General features: G+C 41.9%; 10 protein-coding genes. 4 read left to right on the plus strand and 6 right to left on the minus strand.

What is annotated here, in order from left to right:
- Nucleotides 1-11: 11 nt before the first annotated feature.
- The 3 genes from H6G79_RS14540 to H6G79_RS14550 all read right to left on the minus strand — a co-directional run bounded on the left by H6G79_RS14540 (nt 12) and on the right by H6G79_RS14550 (nt 3178).
- On the minus strand, nt 12-1139 hold the full coding sequence (locus H6G79_RS14540; protein WP_190589606.1) for a hybrid sensor histidine kinase/response regulator: 1128 nt from the start codon (nt 1137-1139) through the stop codon (nt 12-14).
- Nucleotides 1140-1165: 26 nt separating this feature from the next.
- Entirely contained in the window at nt 1166-2500 is a 1335-nt protein-coding gene (locus H6G79_RS14545) for an ATP-binding protein (protein ID WP_190589605.1), read from the minus strand.
- A 246-nt stretch (nt 2501-2746) separates the two neighbouring features.
- Nucleotides 2747-3178, minus strand: a complete 432-nt coding sequence (locus tag H6G79_RS14550; RefSeq protein WP_190589604.1) for a response regulator — start codon at nt 3176-3178, stop codon at nt 2747-2749.
- 848 nt (nt 3179-4026) lie between these two features.
- Between H6G79_RS14550 and H6G79_RS14555 the strand changes: the two genes are divergently transcribed.
- On the plus strand, nt 4027-4749 hold the full coding sequence (locus H6G79_RS14555; protein ID WP_190589603.1) for a response regulator transcription factor: 723 nt from the start codon (nt 4027-4029) through the stop codon (nt 4747-4749).
- 109 nt (nt 4750-4858) lie between these two features.
- Here H6G79_RS14555 and H6G79_RS14560 read toward each other — a convergent pair whose 3' ends face one another.
- Nucleotides 4859-6211, minus strand: coding sequence for a lipid-A-disaccharide synthase-related protein (locus tag H6G79_RS14560; protein ID WP_190589709.1), 1353 nt, complete (start codon nt 6209-6211; stop codon nt 4859-4861).
- Nucleotides 6212-6533: 322 nt separating this feature from the next.
- Here H6G79_RS14560 and H6G79_RS14565 point away from each other — a divergent pair, with 322 nt between their 5' ends.
- The 3 genes from H6G79_RS14565 to H6G79_RS14575 all read left to right on the plus strand — a co-directional run bounded on the left by H6G79_RS14565 (nt 6534) and on the right by H6G79_RS14575 (nt 11502).
- Nucleotides 6534-8543 (plus strand): outer membrane protein assembly factor, encoded by a 2010-nt coding sequence (locus tag H6G79_RS14565; protein ID WP_190589602.1) that lies wholly within the window; start codon nt 6534-6536, stop codon nt 8541-8543.
- Between the two features lie 376 nt (nt 8544-8919).
- Nucleotides 8920-9015 carry an SDR family oxidoreductase gene (locus H6G79_RS36765; protein WP_313933917.1) on the plus strand — a complete coding sequence of 32 codons (96 nt, stop codon included), beginning with the start codon at nt 8920-8922 and terminating at the stop codon, nt 9013-9015.
- A gap of 192 nt (nt 9016-9207) precedes the next feature.
- Nucleotides 9208-11502: an FAD/NAD(P)-binding protein gene (locus H6G79_RS14575; protein WP_190589601.1), complete on the plus strand. Its 2295-nt coding sequence runs from the start codon at nt 9208-9210 to the stop codon at nt 11500-11502.
- A 221-nt stretch (nt 11503-11723) separates the two neighbouring features.
- Here the strand turns inward: H6G79_RS14575 and H6G79_RS14580 are convergent, their stop codons facing one another.
- A complete protein-coding gene (locus tag H6G79_RS14580) occupies nt 11724-12065 on the minus strand; it encodes a 4Fe-4S binding protein (RefSeq protein WP_190589600.1) in 342 nt (113 codons plus the stop codon).
- Between the two features lie 13 nt (nt 12066-12078).
- Nucleotides 12079-13716: an FAD-dependent oxidoreductase gene (locus H6G79_RS14585; RefSeq protein ID WP_199333948.1), complete on the minus strand. Its 1638-nt coding sequence runs from the start codon at nt 13714-13716 to the stop codon at nt 12079-12081.
- Nucleotides 13717-13913: the final 197 nt, after the last annotated feature.

Raw genomic sequence — 13913 nt, forward strand, 5'->3', positions numbered from 1 at the left:
CAGCACTTTGCTTAGATTTTTGGTAGTCGCACTGTAAACACACTGCCTTTACCCAGTTCGGAAGCAACGGTAATATCACCACCGTGAGCTTCAGCAATTCTGTATGAAAGATGCAACCCTAAACCGCTACCAGAGCGTTTATTTCTCCCTTGACGAAATCGCTCGAATATACCTGCTTGGTCTTCGGGGGCGATACCATAACCTGTATCTTCCACGGTGATGATTACCCAGGTTTTGCCTTGGGGGTTGTCTGCTTGTTCGGAAATCCGAATTGTAATTTTGCCTGTATCGGTAAATTTGATGGCGTTACCCAAGAGGTTGTTGAACACACGGCGCAGTTCTAAAGGATCACCCATCACCACTCCGAGATTTGTGGGATTGTTGGCTAAACCACTGCTGTCTACTGTGACATTTAAATTTTTCTCACTCGCCAGGGGTGCTAACTCGCTGACTACTTCTTGTATGATTTCGGGTAAGTTGCAAACATCATCGTTGAAGGTCTTTTTCCCTGCATCCATACGAGACACTTCTAACAAGGTATTGACCATTTGCATTAAGTTTTTGTTGCTGCGAATCATCACGGAGATGGCTTGTTTCATTTCCGGCGAAATTTTGCAGAATGTTTCTTCAAGAAACAACCCCAGCATTCGATCTGCGGCTACCAAGGGAGTACGCAAGTCATGGGTAAGACGCGATACAAAGTCTTCCCGTTGACGAGCCATTTTATCTTGTTCGTCTAAACTGCGCTTGAGTCGCAAAAGCGATCGCACTCTTGCTAGTAGTTCATCTGTATCAAAAGGTTTGCGAATAAAATCATCTGCACCTGCATCTAGTCCCTCTACTACACTAGATTCATGAAAGGCTGTAATCAGCAGAATGGGAATATAAACTTTAATTGCTGGGTTCTTGCGAATGCGATCTGTCACTTCATAACCATCCATCCCTGGCATCATCACATCCAGCAAAATCAAGTCTGGCGGAGATTTTTCGACATATTCTAAAGCAGATTTACCGTCAGTTGCTAAATCGATGTGATAGCCTTCACTTTCTAAAATTGTCTGCACTAAGATCAGGTTATCTTTAGTGTCATCAACGGCAAGAATGCGATCAACTTTTTGAGACTTTTCCACAACAGACATGACTAATTTACTTTTGTGCTAGGGATTTATAGTTTGAGGTTGGGATACCTCATCGATGAACGACGAGATGGGGGAGAAGACTTATGGGGATTATGCGCCGAGAAAAAAATATGTTCACCATCAACATTTAAAGCCGGGATTTTTCCGGCTATCTCTTTGGCTAATATTTGTCGGGGTAACTCGACTTTAAACATCGAACCGATTCCCAATTGACTCTCGATCAAGATTTGGCCATTCATCATTCGCACCAAGGAATCGACAATTGCCAAACCCAAGCCTGTACCTGGATATTTCCGTGTGAGGCTTTGATCAACTTGGCGAAAGGCTTCAAAAATATGCTGAAAATCTTTGGGAGCGATACCAATACCTGTATCACGAACTGCGATCGCTATCCGATTTTCTGGCAGTTCTTCCACTTCTAGCCAGATAGAACCTGTTTCGGTAAACTTAATTGCATTTGACAGCAAATTTACTAAAATTTGCCGCACACGTACCGAGTCATTAAATACCCAAGGATTTTCTAAATCTATCTCGACTTGCAAATCTAATTTTTTCGCTTCTGCTAGAGATTGCATTTCTTTGACAGTGCTATTGATCACTGTCGTTACATCAAATAATTCGGCTTTTAGTTCCAGTCTACCTGCTTCTAATTTAGAAAAATCTAGAACTTCATTTAATAACATTAATAAATGCTTGCCATTATTCAGAATGCGCTCGACCATATCGGTTTGTTGAGGCGATAATTGCCCGAATTTTGGTCGCAATAAAATTTGCGAAAACCCAATAATTGCATTCATTGGTGTCCGTAATTCATGAGACATTGTAGCTAAAAACTGGGTTTTTAACCGTGATGCTTCGATTAATTTTAAATTTTGGATTTGAATTTGTTGTCTTTGTCTTTCGAGTTCTTGATTTTTGCGGATGAGTTGTTCGTTACTTTCTTTTAACTGTTGTAGTGCTAAATTTGCTTGCATTTCAGCACGATATACTCGCATAGCATTGCGTAAAATTTGTGCCAAGATTTCTGAAGATACCCGTGATTTTGCCAGATAATCTGTCGCGCCAGCTTTCATCAACTCGACTGCGATTTGTTCATCACCTTGTGCTGTCAAAACCACTAAAGGAACTTTGATTTCTGATGCTTGTACCCGACGAATCAGTGTTAAACCATCTTGATCTGGCAAGCGATAATCTAGGAAAACACAATCAAAGGTGATACTCGCCAATGCTAACAGTGCTTCATGGCCATTACCAGCCTCTGACAGTTCCATTTTGACACCTGCTTGCATCAAGGCACGGCGTACTGCCATCCGGTCTACTTCATCATCGTCTACAACCAAAATTCTCAGCGTTTCTTCCATTTGTTTTTATTTTCGCTGTCCAATGCGGTTTAATGTCTATCATTTTTATTTTCTGTCTATCCAAATAAAAAGTTTGAGATTTGAGTTACAGGTTTGGATATACGAATTAAAGAAACATCTTTAGTGGACATTATTATATTGATTAACAAAATAATATCTCAATTCGGTAATTATTTTGACTCTGATTATTAGTCTTTGTTTAAAGAAAATCCATCTTATACATATTTCCTATCAGGTTTTAGTTGTTTAAGGTATTTCGCACAATACCCAGTATTTATTCAAGGTAGCCATTGTCTCGACAAATTTATTGAATGTGACTGGTTTAAGGATATAGCCAGCAACGTTTAAGTTGTAGGCTTGTACCCTATCTTGATCCTGATTTGAGGTAGTCATCACTACTACAGGCGTGGTACATAATTTTGGATCAGAACGTAATTCTTGCAGAAATTCGATACCGCTCATTTTTGGCATATTTAAATCTAATAAAATCAAGCGACGCTCTGTTGGTACACTTGGGTTTTGACCATAATCGTTACGCAACATTTCGAGAGCTTCTAAACCATTAGTTGCTAGATACAGTGGATTAGTAATATTAACTTTTTTAAATGCCCGCTTGACATTCATGACATCAACTTCATCATCCTCCACTAGTAATATATTAATCACTCTTTCCAGCATGTTTTTCGGTAACAAACTCAACTTTTGTAATTATGAGTTAAATCACTTATGAAAATAAACTTGATTATTAATAATTAATTAATTACACTATCTTTATGATTAGTAATTAACAGCTTAATAATCTCTAAGCAAAAAAGCCTGATTTAAGCTCACTATCATTGTAAATGAGCCTGTTAATGCCTGTCCTCAGCCATTAGTGAGAGTTGTAAACAAATATTTTGCATCATCAGCTTGAGCCGTTTGACTGTCTTACCTCCATCTTGGCCAATGGCCTGCTAATTCATACTATTGTTGATTCAAAGGCTGTTTATAAAGTAAATATTCAGTAGGGTGGGTTACAGCTATATCAGGATTTGGGAAATTAAGAGAGTGAGATGTTGATAAATCATGGAGGATGGCTCTAGCAATTTTAGGCGAAACTGAACTCTAAAAATGATCTCAAGACTTGGTATACAAGGTCTCGACAACAACTATAGGAATAGGGTTTGACTCCTGAATCTAGTTGTTTAGGCAGGGAGTAGGGAGTAGGAAAGAAGGCTGAACTGGGTGTACTGATTTTTTTCCCAAATCAAATATGAGTCATATATCAATTATTTCGCTAAATATTACGAAAGGTTGTTAAAGACGATAAATTGAGATAAATATTTCATATTTGGTTGTAGAATATCCATACATCTCTGGCTAGATATTTGTATCTATCCATTTGAAAAACTGGGAAAATCATACTTCTATCGGTGGATGCAAGAGCATTGCCATATCATCTATCTTTGGTTTGGAAAAACTTAGATTAAGTGATTGACAAAAGCGCAGTTGAACAGACGCGAATATATAGAAGAGTGAGTTTAGTGATGAACGAAATCAGCATTATTTTAATTGAGGATCACGATTTAACTAGAATGGGGCTGAAGGCTGCATTACAGTCGCAAAGCGGGTTGAAAGTAATTGGAGAAGCTGCTAACGCTACCCAAGGAATGAAACTGTTAGAAACGGCAAAGCCAGATGTCGCAGTGGTAGACATTGGCTTACCTGATATGGATGGGATTGAACTCACCCGTAAATATAGACGTTATCAAGCTGAGACTGGACAAACAGCTACCAAAATCCTGATTTTGACAATGGATCATACAGAGGATGCAGTATTGGCGGCGTTTGCGGCTGGTGCAGACTCTTACTACATGAAAGAAACTAGTATTAGCAAGTTAACAGAAGCCATCCAAGCAACTTACAGTGGGAACTCTTGGATTGATCCGGCGATCGCTAATGTAGTATTACGTAAGATGCGCCAAGGCATACCAGGGGAAAACCAAAAGGGTGATCAGCCCAAGACCGTGAAAATTGAAGCCTTAGCCACAGAATACGAACAAGTTCTAGAAACCTATCCCCTCACCCAACGAGAATTAGAAATTTTAGAATTAATTGTTGCTGGTTGCAGTAACGGTCAAATTGCCGAAAAACTTTACATTACAGTTGGTACAGTTAAAACCCACGTCCGCAACATCTTAAACAAACTCTGCGCTGACGACCGTACTCAAGCCGCCGTGCGTGCGTTACGTTCTGGGTTAGTTGCATAGAGAAGTTAAAAGTTAAAAGGCAAAAGGCAAAGGTTATAGCTGTAGTTACTAGATTATTGATGCTCAAAAATCAGCACTTTACTCTCAAACAAGAGAATCTTTTACCTTTTTACTTTTTGCTTTTTAAAACTAATCTTTCGGCTAAACAATCAGCAATTCGTCTAGCTGCGCCTGGTTGACCCATTCGCCGCAAACCATTTTCGGCGATGATTTGTAACCTGTCAGGATGTTGTAGTAGCGATCGCAACACCTTCGCTGCTTGGGATGGTTTCTCAATTAAAATCAAAGAAGATCCTAAAAGACGGCTTTGGGCTTCAGCAAAAGCATAATTATATTGTGGCCCCTGTCCGGGAATTGCGATCGCAGGCTTGCCTAGACCAACAAATTGTTCTGTAGCAGTCCCCGCCATTGCGATCGCCACATCTCCCAAATGTATACAATCGTTATAAGCTTGTTGAGAGATTAGCAAATAAGCATGGCGTTGCTGATAAATTAACGTATTGGTATCAGGTAGAGAAATTGGTGATGTTGTGTGGGGTCGCCAACCTTGAATTTGTAAGTTAGAGGTGAGTTGACTGGTATCCAGACTGGGTGCGATCGCTGCTAAAAACACTACATTACCACAAGTATGCCCTGCTGCATCTCGTTCTTGAAAACTAGCCAGCAGTGCAGATACAGCCTCCATAATTAATTGCCAATTTTGATAAGCTTCTGGTGGGCGAGAACCCGGAAGCAGCGTCACAACCAATGGTCTAGCTAATTCTTGTTGTTGGATATCAGCAGTGTAAAATCGTTGCGTGGGAAAACTCGGTTCCAAGTTATCCATCATCGGATTCCCCACATCAACGGCGGGAATCGGCCATTGTTTTAAAATTTCCGTAGTCAAACTATCTCTGGGAAACACCGCCCGACAACGGCGACGACTCATTAACCAACGTTCCCAAGGATGGTAAATTGAACCAGAAAAATTTTCCCAACGTGCAGATTTAGATGAGCGTGGTAACAATCCTGTTTCATCCTGCACATAATACTCAGATTTTGCTGTGCCGACAAAAGCATAATTCGCGCCACTAAAATAAGCAAACAATAACGGGACAATATCTCCCACCGCTAAAATTGCTGTTTGTTTACCTGATTTTGGTTGCGAACTCACCCACCGCCGCATCGCTTGAATTTGGCTGAGAGTCAACTGTACTAAACCGCCGCGCACATCCCGCATCAGTTGGCGGTTATCCATATATATAAAACCACCAGAAGGCATTGTCTGTACTGCACCAATCAAAGGAATGCCTAATTTATGATAAGCATGTCCTTCACCCACCAACGGTAAAGCAAACATCTCTGGTGGGTTTGATAGTTGCTGGAATGCTTGCACAATGCGGACTGCGATGATATCTTCGCCATGACCGTTACTTAAAAATAGTAAGCGTAACCGAGAACTTGCAGATGGTGAATGACTCATAAGAAACAAAACATCAAGATTAACTGTCAAAATAACTTGTAATTGATAATTCGTAATTAACACCAAATCTCTGTCAGCTTGCACTAAATAATTATTTTTGTCTTCCTTGGCGCTCTTGGCGTTCTTGGCGGTTCGTAAAAAAATTAAGTGCATCTTCACGGAGAATTGGTATAACCCATAGAAGTTAGCTAGGGGTTTGAAGCTTATTACTTCCGTCAATAAATTGAGGGAACTGCTGTGGTTTTGGGTAAACCCAATCAACACAGTGGTAGCGTAGGCTTGCATACTTCAATTACGAATTACGAATTAGTAATTATTTGTTATGCAAATTTCTAAAACTGCAATTTTAACTTTAGCTACTTTAGCGGCTAGTAATGTCACTCAACAAGCACTAGCTGTAACAACTACCCCAGCCAAAGAAACTAAAAAAGATGTCGTAGTTCCGGTAATTGAAGAAACTCCCATCCGCACCGAAGCCATTTCAGCACCGGAAACTGTGGTTACGCCGCAATTTACCCAAAAATCCACAGTTATTAACAAAAAATCTCCTGTAGTACTCACTCCAGTTAATCAAAGTAAGACTACTTTACCAACAGATAATAACTTAGTTGTTACAGCAATAGATGTACAGATAGTAGGCGCAACTCCCGAATTGCAAGAAATTGTCCGCCGCGTGATTAAAACCCAGCCTGGGGGAGACACCAGCCAAAACCAGCTACAAAAAGATGTCGCCGCAATTTTAGAGACTGGTTTATTTACCACCGCCAATGTTAATAGCCGCAGCACAGCCGCAGGGTTGAGTGTAACTTATCAAGTGCAACCAGTAATAGTGCGATCGCTGCAACTTTCTGGTGCAAAGGTACTAACTTATCAAGTAGCCCTGGAACAATTTCAACCGCAATTCAATAGCGCCATCAGTCCCACCGGATTGCAAAAAGCGGTGCAACAGGTCAATAAATGGTACAGCGACAACGGTTATAACTTGGCGCGAGTCCTATCAATTAAACCCAGCCGGGAGGGAATACTTAACATCAACGTCGCCGAAGGTTTAGTAGGTGATATTAAATTCCGATTTGTCAACGATGAAGGTCAAACTGTTGATAGTAAAGGTAATCCCGTCACCGGAAGGACTAAACCAGAGTTTTTACGGCAGCAAATTAAACTACAAACTGGGCAAATATTTCAAGAAAAGTTAGTCCAGCAAGATATTCAACAATTATACCGCACAGGCTTATTTTCGAGTGTGAATGTTGCCTTAGAAGGCGATGCTAGTAAATTAGATTTAGTTTATGAACTCAAGGAAAATGGCGCACGGGCAATTAATTTGGGTGGAAGTTATAACGCTAATCAAGGCATTATAGGCACTGTTAATTATCAAGATCAAAACGTTGCCGGAAAGAACAATATTTTAAATTTAAATGTAGGTGTTAGTAGTCGTGATTTGCAATTTGACGGGAAATTAATTAATCCTTATCGTCCCAACAATCCTGACAGTTTAGGCTACACCGTTAACGGCTTCCGTCGCCAAGAACTTTCCGACACCTTTGATGACACCATTAAATTAGCTAACGGTGATAAAGTGCGAGAAGGGCAAATTGGCGGGAGTGTCAGCTTGCAAAGACCGATTGATGGTTGGGATGCGTCTTTAGGATTGAATTATACAAGAACAACAATCCGCGATCGCCAAGGTAATATTAATTCAACCGATGCCCAAGGAAATCCCTTATCTGCCAGTGGTACAGGTATTGATGACTTAACTACCGTCTCTTTCACCGCCGCTAAAGACAAACGCAATAACCCACTCAACCCCACTCAAGGTTCCTTACTCAAATTAAGTACAGAACAATCTATACCCATCGGTCAAGGAAATATCTCCCTCAACCGCGTCACCGCCAATTTCAGTCAATATGTACCTGTCAAAGTATTCGACAGTAAACAAACGCAAGTATTCGCTTTAAATGTCCAAGCAGGGACAGTCATTGGCGATTTACCACCTTACGAAGCCTTTAATTTGGGTGGTTCCAACTCTGTGCGCGGTTACGATGCAGGTAAAGTTGGCAGTGGACGCAGTTACGTTTTAGCTTCCGCAGAATACCGCTTCCCCATTCTACCCATAGTTGGGGGCGTGTTATTTGCCGACTTCGGCTCAGATTTAGGTTCTGGTAGCACCGTTTTAGGAGACCCGGCGGGTGCGCGTGATAAACCCGGTTACGGCTTTGGCTACGGTGCAGGTGTGCGCTTAGATTCCCCACTGGGGTTAATTCGTGCTGACTACGGCATTAACGACCAAGGCGAAAGTAAAGTGCATCTGGGTATCGGTCAGCGATTTTAACCAGTCGATTTCTCAGAACTAATACCAATTTGAAAAATGATTGCGACAAATGGGTTACTGAAAAGCTCACCAGTAAGCAATTTCCCAATCCAAAATCTAAAATCCAAAATGGTATAACCGAAGCGTAAATCCTATTTCTGCCAAACTCTCACTTGCAAACTCCGATATTCCGATATACAATAAGGAGTATCAAAACTGTTATAAATCCAAAATTTAGATTTGATCGTCAGCGTTCTTCTTTCCTAAATGCGTAACCTGTTGCCCTTGAGTAAGGGCATTTTTATTATTAGCAGCAGTTATTGTGACTTGATCAGAGTTTACTTTAGTCCAAAAAATTGCTTTAGTAACTGGAGCAGGACAAGGCTTATGGCTAGAAATTGCAGGTGCTGTTGTCTTCCTCGCTTCTCCAGCCGCGTCATATATCACAGGCCAAGTTTTAGCCGTTGATGGTGGCTACCTGACTCATTTGTGATGTATTGATATTAGCTGTGTAATTTTACAAATACGGTTTTTCTACCGATAAAATGTATTTTTGGACTGAATTCAGAGTATTATGAAACTTTATATGAGATCAAGTCTGAATTTTGTTGGCTGGGCTGGAAATAGATTTATCCCTAGTAAACAGACTTGACCAACTCTCTGTAACTATTGATACGAGACTACTATGCAGCCTAATTCTTTAACTACCCACACTCCAACCACGATAGTTATTGTTGGCGGAGGCTTTAGTGGTTCTCTAGTGGCTACGCATCTGATGAAAACTGCCAGCCAGCCCCTCATTATCAAGCTGATTGAGCGTAGCCATCAAATTGGTAAAGGCATTGCCTACAGCACAGATACCAACTGTCATTTGCTGAATGTGTCCGCAGGGAATATGAGTGCATTTGCTCATGATCCAGGACATCTGCTGCGGTGGTTGTATTACAACCAAAACGAGTTAGAACCATTTTTTACCGAAGAAGTTAATCCTAGTAGTTTTATTCCGCGTAAAGTTTATGGTTTATATATTCAATCAATTTTGGCAGAAGCCGAAGCAACTGCACCTAATGACGTACATCTCGAACGCTTAACAGATGAAGTTGTCGGAATTGAACCAGAAGACAAGGGAACAATTGTTGCTTTACGTAGCGGCCGCTGTTTTTATGCAGATAAAGTAGTTTTGGCTTTAGGAAACTCGCCTTTTACACCTCCAGCCAGTGATCATCCCAATACTAACAACGAAAATCATCGGCGGAATGCTTGGTCAGCCGATGCCCTAGCAGGACTTGATCCTGATGCTTCTGTGTTGCTGGTTGGTACTGGGCTAACAATGGTGGATATGGTGTTATCTCTGCACGATCGCCAGCATCAAGGCAAAATTTATGCTGTGTCGCGTCGGGGATTATTCCCCCAACAACATCAAGCCTCTCAACCTTATCCAGCTTGGTTAACTCTTGAAACTGCACCCAATACAGCACGAGGTTGGGTACGACGACTACGACAAGAGGTCAAACATGCCACAGCCCAAGGTTACGACTGGCGGGCTGTGATTGATTCTCTGCGCCCTCTGACACAACAAATCTGGCAAAAACTACCAACTTTAGAACAGCAGCGTTTTTTGCGTCATATTACACCTTATTGGGATGTCCATCGTCACCGGATTGCCCAAAAAGTCGCAGATGTGATTAAAGAAATGGTGGATTCTGGTCAATTAATCATTGCCGCCGGACGAATTCAAGAATATCAACCATTATCCAAAGGTGTAGCAGTCACCATATCTGAGCGCAAAACTCAGAATAACATCGTTTTACAGGTGAATCGGGTGGTGAACTGCACAGGGGTAGCCGCAGATTATCGCCACTCGCCTCATCCGCTAATTGATAATTTGCGATCGCAAAAATTAGTCCGTCCCAATAGCATTGGTTTAGGACTAGATACAAATACAGATGGTGCTTTATACACCGCCGATAATTCTGTTTCCAATTTACTTTATACCTTGGGAACTCCGCGCAAAGGCGACTTATGGGAAACAATCGCGGTTCCAGAATTACGGGTACAGGCACAGAAACTAGCAAAAACATTGTTGGATTCATTACCAGTGCGGGTGCGTTCAATTCCGACAATGCCGTTATCCAATAGCCAAGCCAGCGATCCCAATTCATCCCCATCAAACTTTTTATTTCGGCAATTTTTTGACCCAGAAAGCAGCACCTATACTTATTTAATTGCTGATCAACAAACCGGAGATGCAGTATTAGTTGATCCTGTATTAGAACAAGTTGACCGCGATTTGCAATCCTTAGAAGAATTGGGATTAAAACTACGTTATTGCCTAGAAACTCACCTTCATGCTGACCATATTACCGGGGCAGGTCAACTCCGGCGCAAAACTGCTTGTCAGGTAATTGTGCCGCAAAATCCGGCGGTGACAAAAGCCGATCGCTCCCTTGTGGGTGGTGAAATTCTCGAAATTAGCTCAGTAATCATTGAAGCAATTTTTACGCCAGGACACACTGCCAGCCACATCGCATATTTAGTCAACAAAACTCACCTGTTAACTGGTGATGCTTTATTGATTCGGGGTTGTGGACGCACAGATTTTCAAGAAGGTGATCCAGGCACTTTATATGATGCGGTAACACAACGCCTGTTCACCTTGCCCGATGATACCTTGGTATATCCAGCCCACGACTACAAAGGACGCACAGTTTCGACAATTGGTGAAGAAAAACGCCTCAACGCCAGATTTAGCGTTCGCAACCGCAGCCAATTCATCACCATCATGAATAATCTGAAATTGAGTTATCCCCAAAAAATGAATGCAGCTGTACCTGCAAATCAATACTGTGGTGACTTTATTCCTCAAGAAAGCGTGGATACAGTTACAACCTCTGTTACAGATGCAGAACAAAAACAAATAGAACTAACTGTCATGACGAATACAGAAATCTACAACGATTACTTTGCTATGTATATCTAAAACAGAGTGAAATTTTGAAACTTTTACATATCTGAGGATTGGGTGTAGGGGTGAGAGGGTTTTGCATACCTAACCCGAATTTCTCACGTATGGGTAGGGGAGTGGGGAGTGTGGGGAGTGTGGGGGGAAAGATTTCTTCACCATCCTCCCACACCCCTGGATTTCTCTCTTGTGAGAAATCCAGGCTAAACCCTTTCACCCAGTTTCCCCAGAAAATTTGATTAACTTTGATATGGGCGCGGTAATTGGCGTAATTTATGCGCCGTATCTAATTCACTATTATTTTTTCTGCCATATCCCCAACCTAATATCCGGCGATATTCACCCATAATGCCACTTTCAATCAAATCATCCTCATTAACTGCAATCTCTGTATGAGACTGGGGTGCAACATAAAGCGCATCCGCAGGACAATAAGCTTCACACATAAAACAAGTTTGACAGTCTTCTTTACGAGCAATTACAGGTGGTTGGTTGGGAACTGCATCAAAGACATTAGTCGGACAAACTTGAACACAAAGATTGCAACTAATACAGAGTTTATGGCTGACAAGCTCAATCATAATTTTATTCTGGCTATAACTTTGATACAACGGGTGTGGCTTGAGTGGTTTCTACTGGTGATGTAATGGAAGCATCCGTAATCCAATCGCGTCTCACCCACAGCTTATCTAAACCGCCTGTGGCTTGGTAATATCGCTGGTTGGGATCAGTTTGGGGATGATCTATGCGGATATGTTCGCTGCGGGTTTCTGTACGATGTAAAGCACTAAAATAAGCCCATCTGGCGATGGCAGTCAAAGCAACTGCACGCCGAGAAAATTCAATATCGCGGACACTATCTTGTTTGGGATTCCCTTGTACTTGTTGCCACAGTGTTTCTAATTTGGCGAGAGAGTCTAGAAGTTTCTGTTCCGAACGCAAGTAGTTTTTCTCTAATGGGAACATCTGGGCTTGCACACCACGCACGATCGCCTCATGATCAAAAGTATCAGAAGACGTGGAGGGCGATCGCATTGCCACCTGACCAGCTGCACGTACAGTTCTTTCATCTGTATGTGCGCCCAAACTCTTGGCAAACTTAGCCGCCCCTTCTCCTGCCCACTGCCCTGTAGAGATTGCCCAAGCCGCATTAGGGCCACCACCGCCAGAAGCTAAACCAGCTAAAAATTCTCGTGATGCCGCATCCCCAGCCGCATACAGTCCAGGTACTTTTGTCGCGCAACTATCATCGATAATCCGAATACCACCTGTACCCCGGACTGTCCCTTCTAAAATCAATGTCACAGGTACTCTTTCTGTATAGGGATCAATCCCAGCTTTTTTATAAGGTAGAAAAGCAATGAAATGGGACTTTTCAATCACGGCTTTAACTTCTGGTGTAGCTCTATCTAAACGAGCATAAACAGACCCTTTCATCAAAGCATTTGGTAAGAAGCTAGGATCACGACGACCATTAATATAGCCACCTAAATCATTCCCCTCTTCATCGCTATAACTTGCCCACCCAAAGGGAACACCCCTTGTAACTGTGGCATTAAAAGCAGTGGAGATTGCATAGTGATTAGAAGCTTCCATACTAGAGAGTTCGCCGCCAGCTTCTACCGCCATTAGCATTCCATCACCTGTGTTAGTGTTGCAACCTAATGCTTTACTTAAGAATGCACAGCCACCATTTGCCAATACTACTGCACCAGCACGAACTGTATAAAAACGATGATGTTGCCTTTGTACACCCCTTGCCCCAGCCACAGAACCATCTTCAGCGACTAAAAGCTCTAGAGCCGGACTTTGGTCGAGAATCTGCACCCCAGAACGTAGCAGGTTTTTTCGCATTACCCGCATATACTCCGGGCCATAGTAACTCTGACGCACAGATTCCCCATTTTCTTTCGGGAAACGATAACCCCAATCTTCTAATAAAGGCAAACTCAGCCAAGTTTTTTCAACTACACGCTCTATCCAACGCAAGTTAGCTAAGTCTTTTCCTGCACGATAACGCTCTGAGACAACTTTTTCCCAGTTCTCTGGAGAAGGAGCCATGATGCCATTACCACTTGCAGCAGCAGCACCACTCGTACCCAGAAAACCTTTATCAACAATGATGACTTTGACACCTTGAGATGCTGCTGACCATGCTGCCCATGCTGCGGCAGGGCCACCACCAATCACCAACACGTCAGCATTTAGTTGTAGTTCATTTTCTGTGAGCAATTTTTTTCTCCTTTTTGGTATTGCCTTAGCGGTAGTCGCTGATTTGTTTGTAATAAATGAGTGAGGTTTTATCGGACTGATTATGCAGAAAATAGAGTCTGCATAATATACACAAAGAGTACTTAAAACGAATAACAGTTAGTATGATACCCTAACTGTTAGTTTGTCAAACATTAAGTATTACAAGTTAATCTTGT

The organism is Anabaena sp. FACHB-83, assembly GCF_014697485.1.
Classification (GTDB): domain Bacteria; phylum Cyanobacteriota; class Cyanobacteriia; order Cyanobacteriales; family Nostocaceae; genus Nostoc_B.